The organism is uncultured Roseobacter sp. (assembly GCF_947493125.1).
Taxonomy (GTDB): Bacteria; Pseudomonadota; Alphaproteobacteria; order Rhodobacterales; family Rhodobacteraceae; genus Roseobacter.
Genome location: NZ_CANLQB010000002.1, coordinates 123991 through 142142, shown reverse-complemented (window position 1 = coordinate 142142; position 18152 = coordinate 123991). Strand labels below are relative to the sequence as shown.

At 62.4% G+C, this 18152-nt stretch carries 17 protein-coding genes; 7 read left to right on the top strand and 10 right to left on the bottom strand.

Translation table 11 applies throughout. The features are described from left to right. Positions 1-26: 26 nt before the first annotated feature. The 4 genes from Q1A71_RS04490 (at position 27) to Q1A71_RS04475 (ending at position 6409) form a co-directional block, all read left to right on the top strand. A complete protein-coding gene (locus Q1A71_RS04490; RefSeq protein ID WP_299672250.1) occupies positions 27-3116 on the top strand; it encodes an ABC transporter transmembrane domain-containing protein in 3090 nt (1029 codons plus the stop codon). A gap of 13 nt (positions 3117-3129) precedes the next feature. After that, complete coding sequence (locus Q1A71_RS04485) at positions 3130-4029, top strand: type II CAAX endopeptidase family protein (protein WP_299672248.1); 900 nt, start codon at positions 3130-3132, stop codon at positions 4027-4029. A 158-nt stretch (positions 4030-4187) separates the two neighbouring features. Further along, a complete protein-coding gene (gene accD, locus Q1A71_RS04480; protein WP_299672246.1) occupies positions 4188-5138 on the top strand; it encodes an acetyl-CoA carboxylase, carboxyltransferase subunit beta in 951 nt (316 codons plus the stop codon). Further along, entirely contained in the window at positions 5135-6409 is a 1275-nt protein-coding gene (locus tag Q1A71_RS04475; RefSeq protein WP_299672244.1) for a folylpolyglutamate synthase/dihydrofolate synthase family protein, read from the top strand. Before accD ends, Q1A71_RS04475 begins: the two co-directional genes overlap by 4 nt. On the opposite strand, the gene zapE is transcribed toward Q1A71_RS04475, so the two are convergent. Continuing rightward, a complete protein-coding gene (gene zapE / locus Q1A71_RS04470; RefSeq protein ID WP_299673181.1) occupies positions 6406-7464 on the bottom strand; it encodes a cell division protein ZapE in 1059 nt (352 codons plus the stop codon). The genes Q1A71_RS04475 and zapE overlap by 4 nt on opposite strands. Before the next feature lie 131 nt (positions 7465-7595). Between zapE and Q1A71_RS04465 the strand changes: the two genes are divergently transcribed. Then, complete coding sequence (locus Q1A71_RS04465) at positions 7596-8837, top strand: MFS transporter (RefSeq protein WP_299672242.1); 1242 nt, start codon at positions 7596-7598, stop codon at positions 8835-8837. Here the strand turns inward: Q1A71_RS04465 and Q1A71_RS04460 are convergent. The 7 genes from Q1A71_RS04460 to mbfA all read right to left on the bottom strand — a co-directional run bounded on the left by Q1A71_RS04460 (position 8834) and on the right by mbfA (position 14605). Continuing rightward, the gene (locus tag Q1A71_RS04460; RefSeq protein ID WP_299672240.1) at positions 8834-9772 is read right to left on the bottom strand and encodes an alpha/beta hydrolase; all 939 of its coding nucleotides are present in this window, start codon (positions 9770-9772) and stop codon (positions 8834-8836) included. The genes Q1A71_RS04465 and Q1A71_RS04460 overlap by 4 nt on opposite strands. Next, on the bottom strand, positions 9754-10671 hold the full coding sequence (locus Q1A71_RS04455; RefSeq protein ID WP_299672238.1) for an ornithine cyclodeaminase: 918 nt from the start codon (positions 10669-10671) through the stop codon (positions 9754-9756). The genes Q1A71_RS04460 and Q1A71_RS04455 overlap by 19 nt, the downstream gene beginning before the upstream one ends. Next, entirely contained in the window at positions 10668-11288 is a 621-nt protein-coding gene (locus Q1A71_RS04450) for an HAD-IA family hydrolase (RefSeq protein ID WP_299672236.1), read from the bottom strand. The genes Q1A71_RS04455 and Q1A71_RS04450 overlap by 4 nt, the downstream gene beginning before the upstream one ends. 28 nt (positions 11289-11316) lie before the next feature. Further along, positions 11317-11772 carry a YaiI/YqxD family protein gene (locus Q1A71_RS04445; protein WP_299672234.1) on the bottom strand — a complete coding sequence of 152 codons (456 nt, stop codon included), beginning with the start codon at positions 11770-11772 and terminating at the stop codon, positions 11317-11319. Then, positions 11769-12599 (bottom strand): S-formylglutathione hydrolase, encoded by an 831-nt coding sequence (gene fghA / locus Q1A71_RS04440; RefSeq protein ID WP_299672232.1) that lies wholly within the window; start codon positions 12597-12599, stop codon positions 11769-11771. The genes Q1A71_RS04445 and fghA overlap by 4 nt, the downstream gene beginning before the upstream one ends. A gap of 65 nt (positions 12600-12664) precedes the next feature. Then, positions 12665-13594: an AEC family transporter gene (locus Q1A71_RS04435; protein WP_299672230.1), complete on the bottom strand. Its 930-nt coding sequence runs from the start codon at positions 13592-13594 to the stop codon at positions 12665-12667. 36 nt (positions 13595-13630) lie between these two features. Continuing rightward, the gene (gene mbfA, locus Q1A71_RS04430) at positions 13631-14605 is read right to left on the bottom strand and encodes an iron exporter MbfA (protein WP_299672228.1); all 975 of its coding nucleotides are present in this window, start codon (positions 14603-14605) and stop codon (positions 13631-13633) included. A gap of 138 nt (positions 14606-14743) precedes the next feature. Here mbfA and Q1A71_RS04425 point away from each other — a divergent pair, with 138 nt between their 5' ends. Both Q1A71_RS04425 and Q1A71_RS04420 read left to right on the top strand, forming a co-directional pair. Continuing rightward, positions 14744-15361, top strand: coding sequence for a TetR/AcrR family transcriptional regulator (locus Q1A71_RS04425; RefSeq protein ID WP_299672226.1), 618 nt, complete (start codon positions 14744-14746; stop codon positions 15359-15361). A gap of 160 nt (positions 15362-15521) precedes the next feature. Continuing rightward, positions 15522-15869, top strand: a complete 348-nt coding sequence (locus tag Q1A71_RS04420) for a DUF2794 domain-containing protein (protein WP_299672224.1) — start codon at positions 15522-15524, stop codon at positions 15867-15869. Positions 15870-15946: 77 nt separating this feature from the next. Here Q1A71_RS04420 and Q1A71_RS04415 read toward each other — a convergent pair whose 3' ends face one another. Both Q1A71_RS04415 and Q1A71_RS04410 read right to left on the bottom strand, forming a co-directional pair. Next, complete coding sequence (locus Q1A71_RS04415) at positions 15947-16744, bottom strand: NlpC/P60 family protein (RefSeq protein ID WP_299672222.1); 798 nt, start codon at positions 16742-16744, stop codon at positions 15947-15949. Beyond that, entirely contained in the window at positions 16741-18126 is a 1386-nt protein-coding gene (locus Q1A71_RS04410) for a M17 family metallopeptidase (protein WP_299672220.1), read from the bottom strand. Before Q1A71_RS04410 ends, Q1A71_RS04415 begins: the two co-directional genes overlap by 4 nt. Positions 18127-18152: the final 26 nt, after the last annotated feature.

Below are 18152 nucleotides of genomic sequence, written 5' to 3'. Positions count from 1 at the left end.
GTCAGCCCGATACCGAAAGCCTTTGCATGGAAAAGTCACTCTTTGCGTTCATTTGGAAGTTTTCCAAACGGGAACAGCTCTTTCTGCTGTTTTTCACGCTGTTCACCTTCCCGTTTCTCTACGCCACGCTCGAGCTGCCGAAGCGGATCATCAACGATGCGATTGGTGCGGCCAGTGAAACGGTGACCGTGCTTGGGGTCAGCATGACGCAGACGCAGTTTCTGATGGCGTTGTGTTTTGCCTATCTCGGGGCGGTCGTGGTGCACGGGCTCTTGAAGATGCGGTTGAACACGATGAAAGGCGTGCTGGCGGAACGCATGCTGCGCCGGTTCCGCTACCGGCTGATCAACCGCATGACTCGCTTCCCGCGCAGCTATTTCCGCAACACCAGCCAGGGCGAGCTGGTTTCCATGGTGACATCGGAGGCCGAGCCCATGGGCGGCCTCATGGGCGATGCCGTGGCGCAACCGGTCTTTCAGGCCGGACAGATGCTGATCATCGTGATCTTCCTGTTTGCCCAGAGCGTCTGGTTTGGCATCGCCGGCGTGGCGCTGATCCCGCTTCAGGCCTGGCTGATCCCGATGCTGCAGCGACAGATCAACCAGCTGAATAAGAAGCGCATCGTGGAGGTGCGCCGGTTCTCTTCCGAGATCGGCGAGACAGCGGCGGGTATCGGTGATCTGCGCACCAACGGCGGGCTCCGCTACCGGCTGGCAAGTTTCACCGACCGGCTCGGGCGGCTTTTCGAGATCCGCTTCCAGATCTACCAGAAAAAGTTTTTCATGAAGTTTCTCAATAACTTCATCACCCAGCTGACGCCCTTCTTCTTCTACTCCGCGGGGGGGTATTTGGCGATCAAGGGTGAGATCACCGTGGGCGCGCTGGTCGCGGCGCTCGCCGCCTACAAGGACCTGAGTTCGCCCTGGAAAGAGTTGCTGACCTACTACAATCAGGTCCAGGACATGTCGCTGCGGTGGGAGATCGTGACCGAACGGTTCGCGCCCAAAGGCATGATCGACGAAAAGCTCTTTGAGGGAGAACCGAAAGAGTTGCCGCATCTGGATGGCGCGATTTCGATCCGCAACGTGACAGTGCGGAACTCTGACGGGAACGCAGTGCTGGAGAATTTCAGCCTTGAGATCCCGGCGGGCGCACGCGTCGCCGTGCAGACCACAAGCCAGGTGGAGCGCACCGCCTTGGCCGAGCTCCTCACGCGCGAGGTTCTGCCGACCCGCGGCAGTGTGACCATCGCAGGGCACGATATCACGGAGCTGCATCAGTCTGTGATTGCCGCCCGCATCGGCTATGCGCACTCGCGACCGTATCTCTTTGACGGCACGCTGGGGGACAACCTGCTGATGCCACTCAAATCCAGCCCCAAGACAGTGCTTTGGGATCCTGACAGCAAGGACCGTACGACGCTGGAAGCCAAGCGCGCGGGCAACAGCCTCGACAGCATCAAGGCCGATTGGGTCGATCCGGGTATGGCGGGTCTCAACACAGCCGAAGAGATCCGCGGCTGGTGGTTCCAACTTGTCGAGGCCATGGGCATTGACGAGCTGATGTTCCGTCGCATGCTCAAATCGCGCATGGATGCGGAGTTGCACGCACAGCTGGCCGCGTCAATCGTCTCGCTGCGTGAGGAAGTTCATGAAAGGCTTGTTGATCGCGGCCTCGACGGCTTTGTGAACCGCTTTCATCCAGATGAGTTCAACCCGTCGATCCCGCTGGGTGGTAACCTGATGTTCGCTGCGCCCAAGCGGCAGATCTCACAGCGTGGGCTTGCGGCAGAAAGCGGTCTGGTACAGCTGATCACCGAATTGAACCTTGCCGAACAGGCGATTGCCATCTCGCAGACCCTGATCGAGACACTGCATCAGACCTTTGGCATGGATGGTACCAGCCACCCGCTCTTTACGGCTCTGGACATTGAAGAAGAGCTCTATGAGCGGCTCGTCGACATTGCCAACAGGCGGAAGGAAAAGGGCGATGGGGCACTGACCGAAGAAGAGTTCACGCTCTTGCTGACGGTGCCGTTTGCCTTCACCGCCGAGCAGATCGGCCCAGGATTTCCAGAGAGCTTCAAGACTGAAATCCTGGAGATACGAGCGAGCAAGGGCGACGAGATGCGCGAGCGCATGCGCGGGCTGTTTGTCCCTATCGCACCGGAGAACTACCTGCCGCGGCTCAATCTGATGGAGAACGCGCTTTACGGTCGTATCTCTGCCATTGCGGGCGTTCAGGGCGAGTTGATCGAGGATCTTGTGGCGGAAGTCCTGTCCGAACATGGGCTGAAACGCCAGGTCGCGGAGACCATTCTCGACGTCAAGACAGGCTTGGGCGGCACCAATCTGGCAGGTGTCTTCCAGGAACGCGCGGCCTTTAGCCGGGCGGGGATCAAGCGGCCTGATGTGCTGATCCTCGACACGGTTCTTGCCAGTCACGATGCCGCCAGCCGCAAACGGGCACGGGCCAAGCTGCGCGATCTCTTGCCCAAGGCCACCATGATCTTCCTCGAAGACAAGTTCGAGAACCCGACGGCCTATGACATGTTCATCGAGATCAAGAACGGTCGGATCGATGGTGTTGAACAGGGCGAGACGCCCGAGCTTGAGGATAGCGGCTCGGACGATTTGCGGCGCAAGATACGGGTGATCTCGCGCACCCCGCTGTTCGAAAATCTCGACTCGCGGTCGCAGCGCCTTCTGGCGTTTTCGGCGCAGTGGTACACGGCGAAGGCCGACGCGCGCATCTTCTCCATGGGTGAGAAGCCCGACGCAGCCTACCTCTGCCTCTCGGGCTATGCGATGATGGGGTATCGCGACGACGACGATGAGTGGCACGATGTGACAGCTGTCGGCCCCGGCCGATTGATCGGCGATCTGGCCGTTATCCTGGACGAGCCGCGGCAACTTGACCTTGTCGCACAGGAAGAAACGCAGTTTTTGCGGATCGGGGCGGCGGAGTTCAAGGCGGTGATCGAGACGGATCCGAAGGTGCTGATGAGCCTGCTGCAGACGGTTGCAGGCCATCTGACCGGCGCTGCGGAGCTTTTGCGCGAGGCGCGCGTCAGTATCCCGCAGGACGATCAGGAATACGCGCGCACCAACGCCTGAGGGAGACCGATCCATGTTTTGGCGGACCGCCTACCGCGCGCATGAAGCGCTGATCGCTCCCGCCCGGGAGACGGCGCAGATCTGGCGGCTGATCATGGGGTTGATTATCGCCGCCGGTGTCTATCTGCTCTGCAATCAGACGTTTTTCCAGACGCTCTTCACCTGGCAGGGGGCGAATGCGCCGCGCTTCGCCAATGCGCTTGACCGCGGCGATACGCCGGTGGCGATGTTCCTCCTGCTCTTCAGCTTCGGCTTCATGATCGTGGGTGTTGCCGTCGCGCTGCGGGTGGTGCACAAGCGCGGCTTTGGCGACACATTCGGTGATCTGCGCCTTTGTTTCATGCAGATGCGGGACGTCTTGATCGTTCTGGCCGTGATCAATGCGGTGATCTGGATTTTGCCACCCTGGGACATGGGCGCACCGCTGATCTCGAACCTCAGTCTGGGCATCTGGCTTGTCCTGCTGCCGATGTCGCTGCTCTCCGTTCTCATTCAGGTCAGTGCCGAGGAGGTGCTCTTCCGCGGTTATCTCCAGCAACAACTTGCGGCGCGGTTTGCATCGCCCGTGATCTGGATGATCATCCCGTCGATCCTCTTTGGCATGGGACATTATCTACCGGAAGAGGCGGGCTCGAATGCGCAGGCGATCGCAGTCTGGGCCACGGTCTTTGGCCTGCTGATGGCGGACCTCACGGCACGGGCGGGCACGCTGGGCCCCGCCATTGCCGTGCATTTTGTGAATAATGTCACGGCCATCCTGATTGTCTCGATGCCAGACAGCCTGTCCGGTCTCGCGCTCTATCACAGCCCGTTCTCGCTGGCGGAGACGGAGGCCGTCGCGGCCTGGCTCCCGGTTGACTTCGCCTTCATGGTTGTCAGCTGGCTGGCCGCGCGTCTCGCCATCCGCCGCTGATTGCACTTTCCCGGGGACGGGATTAACTAAAGCGTGTCGCGTTTTTGTCGAAAGCATCAGGAACGAAAAGCGCGTTCGAGCGGAGTGAGAGACAGCGGTCTTTCGTTTCAAAGGAAATGCGACATGCTGTAAAGGCAAGGGACGCCAAAGGAACCGCCATGAACTGGATCACGAATTATGTCCGGCCGCGGATCAACTCGATCTTCTCGCGCCGTGAGACGCCGGACAATCTGTGGACCAAATGTCCAGAGTGCGGAACGATGCTGTTTCACCGCGAAGTGTCGGACAATCTGAACGTCTGCACCAATTGCGGGCATCACATGCACATCACGCCACGGGACCGGTTCATGGCGCTGTTTGATGGCGGCATTTTCACCGAGGTGCCGGTGGAGGCGCCTAAGGCCGACCCGCTGCACTTTCGCGATCAGAAGCGCTATCCCGACCGTCTAAAGGCGGCGCAAAAAGAGACCGGTGAGGCCGAAGCGATGCTGGTGGCCAGTGGTGAGATCGGGCGCACGCCGATTGTGGCCGCCGCGCAGGATTTCTCCTTCATGGCCGGGTCCATGGGCATGTATGTGGGCAACGCGATCATTGCTGCGGCGCAGGAGGCGGTGAAGCTGAAGCGCCCGCTGATCCTTTTCTCCGCCGCGGGTGGCGCGCGCATGCAAGAAGGTATTCTCAGCCTGATGCAGATGCCACGGACGACCGTGGCCGTGCAGATGCTGAAAGAGGCGGGATTGCCGTACATTGTCGTGCTGACCCATCCCACAACAGGCGGGGTGACGGCGAGCTATGCCATGCTGGGCGATGTGCATATCGCCGAGCCCAATGCGCTCATCTGCTTTGCCGGGCCGCGTGTGATCGAACAGACAATTCGTGAGAAACTGCCGGAGGGCTTCCAGCGCGCGGAATATCTGCTCGATCATGGGATGCTCGACCGGGTCACACCGCGGGGGCAGATGCGGGATGAGCTGATCTCGATCACACGGATGCTGCTTGGCCTTCCGCCTGCTGTGCGAGGGGATCTGCCGCCGCCTGAACCGCCCGCCGATCTGCCTCATGCGCTGTCGGAGGAAGAGGACAAAGCCGCCGAGCCCGAGCAGAAATGACGCAGGCCACCTCGGACGTCATCCTCGAACGGATGATGGCCCTGCACCCCAAGATCATAGATCTGACGCTGGATCGTGTCTGGCGCCTACTTGACGCGCTTGGCAATCCGCAAAACGATCTGCCGCCTGTGATCCACATTGCCGGGACCAACGGCAAAGGCTCGACCCTTGCGATGATCCGCGCGGGCTTGGAAGCGGCGGATAAGACCGTACATGCTTACACCAGCCCGCATCTCGCACGGTTTCACGAGCGGATCCGGGTCGCCGGTCAGTTGATTTCCGAAGAGGACCTGACGGCGGTTCTGGATGAATGCTATGCCGCGAACAGGGGCGAGAGCATCACCTACTTCGAGATCACCACCTGCGCCGCTCTGCTCGCCTTTGCGCGGACCGAGGCGGACTATACCCTGCTGGAGGTCGGGCTCGGCGGGCGGCTCGACGCGACAAATGTGATTTCCAAACCTGAGATGACGGTAATCACGCCCGTTTCCCTCGATCATCAGCAGTTTCTTGGAGACACGCTCGACAAGATCGCCTTCGAGAAAGCGGGGATCATCAAACGTGGCGTTCCGTGCGTTGTCTCGCGGCAAGAGGAGGCGGGGCTTGAGGTCATCGAAGATGTCGCGGCCCAACGTGGCGCCCCTCTGCTGGCCAATGGGCAGCACTGGCATGTGGCCCCCGAGCGAGACGGGATGATCTATCAGGATGAACGGGGTCTGCTCGACCTGCCGCGCCCGAACCTGCCCGGAGATCACCAGATGATGAACGCGGGTACTGCTCTTGCCGTCCTGCGCGCGCTGGGGATCGGCAATGACGCCTGTGAGGCCGCGGTGGCCCGGGCCGAATGGCCTGCGCGCATGCAGCGGCTGCGCAGCGGGCCTCTGGTCGACGCAGCCCCCAACGTGGAGCTTTGGCTCGATGGCGGTCACAACCCTGCGGCCGGAGTCGCTCTGGCCCGGCATCTGGCGACGCTGCCGGAGCGACCGACCTATCTGATCTGTGGAATGCTCAACACCAAGGACATCGGTGGCTATCTCGGGCCTCTCTCAATGGTCGCTGAGAAGGTGATGGCCGTTTCAATCCCCGGGGAGGCCAACACGTTGCCTGCCGACGCCACGGCAGATTCGGCTTCGCACGTCGGCATGCGCGCAGAGACGGCTCCATCGGTTCAGGACGCGCTGGAGCGCATTGTATCGCAGAGCCCCGCCGCCCGTGTGCTCATCTGTGGGTCGCTCTATCTTGCGGGTGCGGTCCTGCGCGAGAACGGCTAGAGCCCCCAACCGTCCGATTGCATTTCGCGCAGGCGCGAGGCCGTGCGTTCGAACTCGAATGTGCCCTCGCCTTCCAGATAGAGCATCTCGGGTTTGGCCGCCGCCGAACAGATCAGCCGCACCTTCGCTTCATAGAGCGCGTCGATCAGCGTCACGAACCGCTTGGCCTCATTGAAATTGTCGCGCGAGAGAGTTGGAATGCCATCAAGCAGCAGCACCTTGATCGTGTCGGCCAGTGCCAGGTAGTCTGCTGCGCCAAGCGCGCGACTGCAGAGATCGTGAAAGCCGGCGCGTGCAACACCGTTCCGGAAGGCGGGAAGCTCGACCTCGCGCCCCTTGACCTTCAGGATCAGCGGATCGCCGCGCCCGCCTGCGAGATCCGTCCAGACGGCATCCATGGCGGCCCGCGCATCTGCGTTCACCGGAGTGAAATAGACCGGCTGGCCGCCGAGGCGGTCCTGCCGATAGTCGGTGGGGCTGGCGAGCTCCTCCACATGCATCTTTTCCTTGATGAGCGCGATGAACGGCAGGAAAAGATCGCGGTTCAGCCCATTGAGGTAGAGATCGTCGGGCACGCGGTTGGAGGTTGTCACGACCACGACACCGTCGGCAAAGAGCGCTTCAAACAGTCGGCCCACGATCATCGCATCGGTGATATCGGTGATCTGCATCTCATCGAAGGCAAGCAGGCGCACCGATGCTGCGACATCAGCGGCAACCGGGGCAATCGCATCCTCGACGCCGCTCTTGCGCACCTCGTGCATGGCGCTGTGGATCTCCTGCATGAAGGCGTGAAAATGGACCCGGCGGGCCGGAATTCCGTCCAGATGTTCCACGAAAAGATCCATCAGCATCGACTTGCCGCGCCCAACGCCACCCCAGAGATAGAGACCCTTTGGCGGCTCGGGCGCCTTGCGGAACAATCCCTTTTTTACAGGTGTGTGGAGCGCGGTCCTGATCCGGTCGAACTCCGGCAGGACGGACAATTGCGCGGCGTCGGGCTGGAGGGAGCCCGCGTCGATCAGGCCTTGGTAGATGTCGCCCAGAGTTCGCATGTCTTCGCCATAGCGCGGCCATCGGACGGAGAAAAGCTGCTCTGACATCAGAATTTGTTATGCCGGACTAAAAAATGCTGAATTGACCGGTGCGGATGGCGGCGTAGTCTCGCAGGAACGGAGGCCAGCCGATGCAATCACGTGCACCCCTTTTCACACCGGTTCTAATTGTCGGTTGTGTGATCATCGTCGCGAGTTTCGCGATCCGTTCGGCATTTGGGGTCTTCCAGATCCCGATTGCGGAAGAGTTCGGCTGGCTGCGGGCCGAGTTCTCGCTGGCGATTGCCATCCAGAACCTCGCCTGGGGTGTGGGCCAGCCGCTCTTTGGGGCGCTGGCCGAAAAGATCGGAGACCGCAAGGCGATCGTCCTCGGCGCCCTGATCTATGCGCTGGGGCTGGTGCTCTCGGCTTATTCGGTGACGCCCATCGAACATCAGCTTTATGCCTGGCTCGTGGGCTTTGGCATCGCGGGCACAGGGTTCGGAGTGATCCTCGCAGTCGTCGGGCGCGCCGCCTCGGATGAGAACCGCTCCATGTCTCTGGCCATCGTCTCGGCGGCGGGGAGCGGCGGGCAGATCTTTGGCCCGCCTGTGGCGCAATGGATGCTGGGGTTCATGCCGTGGCAGAGCATCTTCCTGTTTTTCGCACTGTCGATTCTGCTGGTGCTGCTGCTCTTGCCGATGATGCGCGCTCCTAAGCTGGCCAGCAGGACCGAGCTCGAAGAGAGCATGGGCGAGATCCTGATCAAGGCCTTTCGCGACCCGTCCTATACCTTCATCTTCCTTGGCTTTTTCTCCTGCGGGTATCAGCTGGCCTTCATCACCGCGCATTTTCCCGCCTTCGTCGAGGAACTCTGCGGCCCCATTGCACCGGGTGGGATGCTCGACAGCATGGGGGTGAGCACGACGTCTGCGCTTGGGGCGGTGGCCCTGTCGCTCATTGGTGTCGCGAACATCGGGGGCACCCTGCTGGCCGGGTGGCTGGGCAAGCATTACTCCAAGAAATATCTGCTCGCTGGCATCTATCTGGGGCGCACGGTCGCCTCGGCACTCTTCATCATGATGCCGATCACACCGACCAGCGTGATCCTCTTCGCCATCGTCATGGGCAGCCTGTGGCTCGCAACCATCCCGCTGACGTCCGGGTTGATCGCCCATATCTACGGGCTGCGTTACATGGGCACGCTCTATGGCATCATCTTCTTCAGCCACCAGCTGGGAAGCTTCATGGGCGCCTGGCTGGGTGGACGGATGTATGATGTCTACGGCGATTACACGCTGGTCTGGTGGATTGGCGTCGGTGTCGGCGCCTTCAGCGCGATCATTCACCTGCCGATCCGGGAGCGGAGGCTGGAGGGGCTCCGTACCGCCTAGGTCGTGTTGTTCAAAAACCTGTCGATGTGTTTCAGCACATCGGTCGTGTGCGAGTAGGGTAGGCCATGCCCAGCCCCCGGGACGACAGCGGTTTGGACGTGGTTGTTCCACGTCCTCAGAACCTGTGAAGACCGCAGCGGAATGACGCTGTCCTCTTCTCCCCAGATGGCAAGCACGGGTATGCTGCCCTTCTGCACCTGCTCATGCTCCGTCCGCATGTCTTCGGCGAGGACGCCGCACAGGCTCTCCCACACGGCGGGCACGAAGCCGCGCCAGTCAAGCTCGGCCTCCTGCATCGCGTTGATACCGACGACGCTGCTGGGCTGGTTTTGCTCACGCTTGAGCCCGTTGCGCAGGACAGTCGGATAGCGCAGCAGCGTGAGCCACCGTCCGATCAACGGCGCGTGCGCGGCGAAGGCCAGAAGGCCAGTCACAACGGGCGCGGTTCCGGCGGGTGCGAGCAGGATCAGCCGGCGTATCCGCTGCGGCTGTTGTGCTGCAAACCGCGTGGCGATGGCGCCGCCCATGGAGTAGCCGATCAGAGTAATGTCGTCCTGAACTCCCTGATCCGTCAGCAGGTCGTTCAGTTGGGATTGGAAAAACGCATGATCCTGCGGCCCGCCTGGGCGGTCGGAAAAGCCGCGCCCATAAAGGTCGTAGACCAGCACCCGAAATCCCATGTCGGTGAGGCCCTTGGCCAGACCGCCCCAGACGAAGCTGGGGGTCGTAAGACCGTGCACGCAAACCGCAATGGGCCCGTCTTCCGGGCCATACCAGCGATAGTGTGTCGCCCCTTGAGACAGTTGCGCAAAGGCGCCTGGCGCGCGCATACGGGCCTTGGCTGTCATCGGTTTGCGGGTCGCTTCGATCACGAAGGGCAGTGCGATGATGACCGCAACCGCCAACGCAATCCAGATCACCGGTGGGCCATCCATTGATCCAGGATATAGCGGCTGGTCATCAGGTCGAGATGCGCCCCGCCACCGTTCTTGAAGAGCGTGATATCTTCTGGCGTGTGCCGCGTGAAGGCTTCAAGCGTGTAGTAGTCGGCGATGATGTCGTCTTGCACGATCGCTTCGGTCTGCAGCGGAATCTTGATCTCGCCGATGTGCCCGATGGTGGTGTCTCGGCTGTCGACGAAGACACGCGCGCGCTGCAGGGCGGTGTCATCCACTTCTCGCATGTCGGGGCGGTAGGCGCCGATCAGGTCGAGATGCTGGCCGGGACGCAGCCAATCGCCTTGAATGAGAGGCGCGGTGGACATGGTAGCGGAGGTGATGATGTCCGCCTGTGCCACAGCGTCTTTGAGCGAGGAGACCACCTCAAGGCCGGGGATTTCGATGGCAAGTGCTTTGGCGTTTTCTGCCGTCCTGTTCCAGACGGTGAAGCGTGCCTGCGGGAAAGCCGCACGATAGGCCGCGTGCAGTCCGCGCGCCTGCGTGCCTGCGCCGACGATTAGAATGCGTTTGCTGTCGGGCCGTGCGAGGCGACGCGCGGCGAGAAGGCTGTCGCCCGCGGTCTTCCACTTCGTCACAAGGTGAAAGTCTATGATCGCCTCAAGCGTGCCGTCCTGATCGGAAAACAGCATCACGCCGCCGTTGATGGACGAGGCCCCGCGTGCTGTGTTGCCGGGAAACACGGTGGCACATTTCACCGCCAGCCCAAGCCCGTCTATCCAGGCCGAACGGTTCAGGAGCGTGTCCGGGTCACGATAGAGAAAAGTGTCGGCAATCTCCGCCTTAGGCCGCTTGTGTCCCTCGGCCAACGCATCGGTCAATGCGATCCAATCGAGCAGCGCATCGCCTTCGGCAAAGGAGATCACCGGGGCGGTCATGCGGCCTCAGCCTCCGTCAGCAGGCCGATTTCGACAAGTCGCGCGGCCCAACCGCCGGGCCCTTCGAACAGATGTGTCAGCCAGCCGCGTGCATCAGCTGCGGCAATGTTTTCGGCGCGATCATCGGTGAAGATCAGATCCGTGCCAGTCAGTCCCGAGGTATCTTCAAGTTGCGCATAGATGTTCGGATCGGGTTTCGTCACGCGCATGTGGCCCGAAATGAAATCGCGGTCGAATTCCCGCAGAAAGGGGTAGTGCGTGGCCGCAAAATCATAGCTTTCGATCCCGAAGTTGGTGAGCGAGAAGACGGGCACGCCCTTGCCCTGCAGGGCTTTCATCAGCCGCACGGAGTGGTCGATGACCGGTGAAGCCATCTCGATCCAGCGGTCGTGCCACATGCGGATCTCGTCCCGCCAGTCGGGCGTGGCGTCGGCCTGGGCATAGATCGTGTCGGTGAAGTGTCCGCCGCGGTCCACCCGCTCGTTCATGCCGTGCAGATCGACTTCTGCGAACATGGCCCGGCGTCGGTCTTCTCCGATCACCGCGTCGTAGAACCGTTCTGGCTGCCACTCGATCAACACGTTCCCGATGTCAAAAACCACGGCCTTGGGCTGCATGCGTGCCTCGTCAAAAAAGTGTTCGAAATCAACCGGGTGTCTTGGCGGCGCGCAGGGTGCGCTCCAACGCGTCCAGAAAACGCGAGCGGTCGGCCTTTGTAAAGCCCTTGCCGCCGCCCTGCCGGAAGGGATCGGCGGCACGCAGGTCGGCCATGAGGTCGCGCGTGGCCAGGACGTTTCCGATGTTGGCCTGTGTCAGCACTTCGCCATTGTGCTTGAGCACCTGCGCGCCGGCCTCGATACATTTCGCGGCCAGCGGAATATCTCCGGTAACGACGACATCGCCGGCGCCGCAGCGCTCCGCGATCCACAGATCCGCAACATCCGGGCCGTCGGGGACAATCACCGTCTCGACGAGCGGGTTTTGCGAGGGCCGCAGCCCGCCGTTGGAAACCACATACATCTGCACCCGGTGTCGGATCGCGACGCGCTCTGCCTCAGCCTTCACCGGGCAGGCATCCGCGTCGATGTATAGCGCCGTCATGCGTAAAGCGCGTCGGCGTGGAAGGCCACATGTTCCTCCATGAAGGTCGAGACGAAGAAATAGCTGTGATCGTATCCCGGCTGCAGGCGCAGCGTGGCCTGCTGTCGTCGCGCGGCAGTGGCTTCGGCCAATGCCTCTGGCTTCAAGAGGTCAATGAACTGATCGCTTGTGCCTGTGTCGATCAGGATCGGCCCGTCAAAACCCTTCTCCCGCATCAGCAGGGTCGCGTCATGCGCGGCCCATCTCTCTTCATTGTTCCCCAAATATGCAGAAAGCTGCTTGCGGCCCCAGTCGCTGTTGGTCGGGTTGGAGATCGGCGCAAAGGCCGAGACGGAGCGGAAGCGCCCCGGCAGCGACATCGCCATGGTCAGCGCGCCATGTCCGCCCATGGAATGCCCGGTGATCGCCTGCCGCTCCATGTCCAGTGCAAAGGAATGGTCCAGCAGTTTGGTCAGTTCGTCGGTGATGTAGTCCCACATCTGGAAATGCGGGGCCCAAGGGGATTCGGTTGCGTTCACATAGAACCCCGCACCCTGGCCGAGATCATAGGCCTCGTCGTCCGCCACGCCCTCGCCGCGCGGGGAGGTGTCGGGAAACACCAGTGCGATCCCGTGGTCCGCCGCCCAGGTCTGTGCGCCCGCCTTGGTCATCGCGTTTTCATGGGTGCAGGTCAGCCCAGAGAGATACCACAGCAGCGGCACCGGGCCTTCGGCGGCCTCTTCGGGCAGGAATAGACCAAAGGTCATGTCGCAGGCACAGACCTTGGAGGCGTGGGTATAGACGCCTTGGGTTCCGCCAAAACAGGCGTTTTCGGAGATGGTTTTCATGGGCGGGCTCCTCGGTTCAATCGGCGCATGGCTAGCGTGCCTGCAGCCTTGCGGCAATAGCCACCTTAGGTTGGGGCAACGACGGAGATGATCCCGCTGACGCTCAGGATGCTGATCACGGTGGACACAAGGATCGCAGCGGACACCCGATGCGGGGCCACGCCGTAGTGTTGCGCGAGGATGTAGACATTGCCCGCCACCGGCAAGGCCGCAGCGGCGATGATCACGGCGGCGAAATAGGGATCGGCTGGGAAGAGGTAGAGCACCCCAATTGCGACAAAGAGCGGGTGTAGCCCCAGTTTGCAGAAGCTCAGCCAGCAGGCGATCTGCAGCCGTTCCGCCGACTTGCTGGCCAGCGACGCGCCGATGGCAAAAAGCGCGCCCGGGGTGGCGGCGGCTCCGAGAATGGCGAGGAATTCGTTGGCGGGCACCGGGATCGGCAGGTCATAGACCGACCAGATCAGCCCCGCCACGATCGAGACGATCATGGGGTTCCTGACCAACCCCAGCCCAACGGTGCGCAGGATGCCCAAGCTCAGCCGTCCGTCGCGCGAACCGGTGATGAGGATCACGATCAGGCTGGAAAAGACGATGAGATCCACGGCCAGCGCCATCATGATCGGGCCAATTGCCGCCTCACCCATCAGCAGCGTCAACATCGGCACGCCCAGAAAGCCCACATTGCCAATGGCCGCGCATTGCGCTTCGACCGCCGTGGTGGCCACATCGAGTTTGCGCAGATACGCCACGAGGGTCGCCACCAGATAGACGGCGAGGGTCCCGATGAGATATCCCGTCACGAGATTGACGTCCCAGATGTCGTCAAAAGACAGATTGGCGGAGAAGCGGAAAAGCATCGCGCTGAGCGCGAAGTAGAATACGAATTTCGTGAGATACGCCGTGGCCTCTTCGGTGAAAAACCGTGTGTAGCCCGCCCAATATCCCAGACCGATCAGTGCGAAGAAGGGAACGGTCTTGAGGAAAATCTCGATCATGGGGAAGTGGTAGAGGCTGTGACGCAGCGCTGCAAGCTAGCCCGAGCCGATCAGGACACCGGCCCCGAAGACCAGCGCGCCCCCGCAGACGACCTGTAGCGTGGCGCGCCAGAAGGGCGTTTCCATATAGCGGTTCTGGATCCAGGCGATGGCCCAAAGCTCGACAAAGACGACCGCAATCGCGATGCTGGTCGCCGTCCAGAAATCGGCTATCAGATAGGGCAGGGCGTGGCCCAACCCGCCCACGGTCGTCATGATGCCAGAGGCAAAACCGCGTTTGATCGGCGAGCCACGGCCAGAGAGTTGGCCATCGTCCGAGGCCGCTTCAGTAAAGCCCATGGAGATGCCCGCGCCCACAGAGGCGGCCAGGCCAACCAGGAAGGTTGTCCAGGTATCCTGGGTGGCGAAGGCGGTCGCGAAGATCGGCGCCAGCGTTGAAACGGAGCCGTCCATCAAACCCGCCAGCCCCGGCTGAACCCATGTGAGCAGGAATTGGCGGTGCGCGGTCTTGTTTTCTGTATCGCGGGCGTCGGGAGCGAGATGGCGGGCTTCGAGATCGCTTGCCGCCACCTGATGACCGGCCTCTGCGGCTGCGAGATCGCCGAGCAGTTTGCGGGTTTCCGCATCCGTGGTCCTGGCTGCGGCTGCGAGATAGAAAGCCTGTGCCTCCCGCTCCATCATTTCCGCTTCGGCCCGGATGCGATCAAGGCCGAGGTTTTCGACCAGCCAGACGGGGCGGCGGTGGTAGTAACCCGCGACGTGCTCGCGCCGGATCAGGGGAATGACATCGCCGAACCGGGCCTTGTGCATGTCGATCAGAAGCTGGCGATGTCGGTCTTCTTCCTGCGCCATGCCGTCGAAAACCCGGGCAGAATCGGGGAAATTGGGGCGCAGGTGCTCTGCATACCCGCGATAGATACTTGCGTCGTCCTCCTCTGAAGAGATCGCAAGAGCCAGGATTTCCTGCTCGCTGAGATCTCGGAAGCGCTTGTGAGAAAAAGGAAATCGCATATTGCCTATCACCCTATTTAGAACAATTCTAAACTTTGGAGACGTAAGCGGCAATAGGCTTTGCGCAGGGTCAGTCCGGATTTTGCTTGGAAGTGAACCGTTCGGTTTATACTGTAGGGAGGCTTGATCGGGGGGCCTATGACATCGACAGCCGAGATTATCCGCAAGGGGCGCAAATTTGATCAGGTCCTTGAGGGTGCGCGGCAGGTGTTCATGGCGGATGGCTTTGAAGGCGCCAGTGTTGACGAGATCGCGCGGGTCGCCAATGTCTCAAAGGCCACGCTGTATAGTTATTTTCCGGACAAGCGCCTGTTGTTCATGGAGGTGGCCACGACAGAATGCCAGCGGCAGGCCGATGATGCACTCAGCCGGATCGACATGAGTGCGGCACCCGAGGAGGTGCTGTTGCAGACAGGGCGGCATTTTCTGCGTTTCATCACCTCGAAGTTCGGGCAGCAGATTTTCCGGATATGCGTGGCGGAATCCGATCGCTTCCCTGAGCTGGGCCAGAAGTTTTACAACTCCGGCCCGGCGGTCATGCGCGCGGAGATGGCGGCCTACTTCGAGCAGGCCGAAGCGCGCGGTGAGTTGCAGATCGAGGACCGGGTTCTGGCAGCCGATCAGTTCGGCGAACTGTGCAAGGCGGACGTGTGGCCACGGCTGATCTTTGGCATGACGAAGGTGGTCACACCCGAGGAGATCGAGCGCGTGGTCAATGGGGCCGTGAAGACCTTCATGGCGCGCTACGGGGTCTGAGGAGCGGGTCGGGACAGGCCCGGCAGGCCGCCAAAATCAACGTCGGTATCACGTCGGTATCACGTCGGTATTTTGTCGGTATTGCGTCGGTGCGCGCATCGGTGCCGGCCCCGCGATGTCGGGGCTTGATTTGTGCGCGGAACGGCGCAAAGCTGGCCTCATGAATATCCCTGTGCCACCGTCCAGCAGTCTGCATCAGTTCCCGGCCCAGCAGGTCTCCTTCCATCGCACAGAGCTTTCGGTGATCCTCTCGCTTTACGGGCGTTTCGTGGCGGCGGGGGAGTGGCGCGATTATGGCATCTCCTGCCTGAGGGACGTGGCGATCTTTTCCGTGTTTCGGCGCACGGCAGAGACCCCGATGTACCGGATCGAGAAGCGGCCCCGGCTGCGCGACAAGCAAGGCATGTACGCGGTGGTGGGGATGGATGGGCGGATCCTGCGCCGTGGGCATGATCTGACATCTGTGTTGCGGGTTCTGGAGCGCAAGCTGATCCGCGCAGTCGAGTAGCGCCCCCTCAAAAGGAGGCCCGGGTCCGGGCCACGCGATCGATGCAAGCGCCTCCGGCGCTTGGTTTGGCGCTGGCGTCACCCCTTGATATGGCTCAGCCGCTTGTGTGCGGTGACGGGTCCGTCGCCTTGGGCCGCGATACGCGCAATGGCCTGCTCCAGCGGTTCTTCAGCGACGGCCATGTGCCCTGCGTTGGCGTGCAGCAGTGTGTCGGGGCTCTGGACCCAGGCGACATGACCCGCCCAGAACAGCAGGTCGTTGCGCCGGTAGGGAGTGCCTGCGGGCAAAGTGTCGCCGAGCTGTGTTTCCTGTTGGTCGCTGTCGCCGGGGCAGGGCAGACCGCAGGCCAGGCACGCTGCCTGCACGAGCCCGGAACAGTCGATCCCCCAGGCGCTGTTGCCGCCCCAGAGGTATGGGGTGCCAAGGAAGAGCCGTGCGATGGCAACCGGATCCGTGGCGATATCGCCTATTCGGTGCAGATGCTGGCGCGGGATGTGGCCGAGATCGGTCTCGATGAAGGTGGCGGTTTCGGCGCGCGCGGCAAGGCGGCTGCCGAAGGACAGACTGTGGCGCTCCGGTGACTTCATGTCGGCGTCGGAATAGGCGTGTGTCGCACGGGCCGTTACGTGGTGGGTCGGCGCTTGGGGCGGCCCCAGTGCCTTGGCGGGCAGGTACCCGCAGTAGCCATCTTTCTCGGTACGCAGCAGGCTCCAGTTGCCCTCCCGATGCAGCACGGTGACAGCGTCGCCGCAGAGCAGTTGCCGGTCGCGCGGGCCGTCCGGCGTGCGGCAGAGATCGGCGAGCGGCAGGATGACCTGCATCGGGTCGGACCCTGTGACTTTGGCGGGATCGGGCGTGTCGCGCGGATCGCTCACGCGGTGGACATTTCGGTGATGGATTTCAGCAGAGTGCGGGTGGCCTGACCCACACCGCCCTTGGGACGCCCCGGTGCATCGTTGGGCTGCCAGCCGTAGATGTCGAAATGGGCATAGCTGGTCTGCTCCACGAAGCGTCGCAGGAAGAGGGCCGCAGTGATGGAGCCAGCGAACCCCCCCTTGGGCGCGTTGTCGAGATCGGCGATGCCGGGTTCGATCATCGCCTCGTAGGGTGCGTGGAAGGGCATGCGCCAGACCGGATCGGCCTGCTGCCGCGCGGCCTGCTCCAGCCGGTCTGCAAAGCTGTTGTCATCGCAGTAGTAGGGGGCGAGATCGGGGCCGACCGCCACGCGCGCCGCACCGGTGAGCGTGGCCATGGAGACAATGAGATCGGGGTTCTCCTCCTGCGCCAGCGCCAGCGCGTCGGCGAGCACGAGGCGGCCTTCGGCATCGGTGTTGTTGATTTCCACCGTCAGGCCCTTGCGCGATGTCAGGATGTCGCCGGGGCGGAACGCGTTGCCGGAGACGGCGTTCTCCACCGCTGGAATCAGCACCCGGAGCTGCACGGCAAGGCCATGGGACAGGATCATGTCCGTGAGGCCCAGAACGGCGGCGGCGCCTCCCATGTCTTTCTTCATCAGCGCCATCGAGGCGCCGGGTTTGAGGTTCAGACCGCCGGTGTCAAAGCATACACCCTTGCCGACCAATGTGACGCGGGGCCCCGTGTCGCCCCAGCGCATGTCGATCAGCCGGGGTGCGCGGTTGGCGGCCCGGCCCACGGTGTGGATCATCGGGAAGTTCTCGGCGAGCAGGTCATCGCCGAGGATGACGCGGACCTGGGCGTCGTGGCGCGCAGCGAGGTCGTGCGCGGCTTGCTCCAGATCGTCGGGTCCCATGTCGGAGGCCGGCGTGTTGATCAGGTCGCGGGTGAGCGCCTCGCCCGTGGCAATGGCAGCCACGGCGTTTGCGTCGATGGTGTCGGGTGCGACGAGCCGGGCCGCCATGGGGGGTTGTGTCTTGTAGCGATCAAAGCGGTAACCGGCGAGCAGCCAGCCCAGAGCCTCGACCTCCGCCATGTCGTCGGGCAGGCCCGAGGCGATGGCATAGGCGCCCTTGGGCAGTTTGGCCGCGGCTGCCGCCAGATGGAAGCGGGCCCGCGCCCGGGTCTGGGCCGTCCCGAGGCCGACAACCGCACCCGCCGGGGCGCCGTCGGTACCCGGGACCGGTATTGCCTGACCAAGGGCGCCCGTGAAGGCCTGGGCGTCGATCCACGTGCCGATTTCGTCAGGCTGGGCGGTGCGCCAGGTCTCGAAGTGGTCCTGGTCGACGATGTGGAGAGGGCGTGCGGTGTCGGTGGGGTCGGCGAAGAGGGGGAGCGGCATGGCGCGGGCCTTGTTGGGAGCATTGG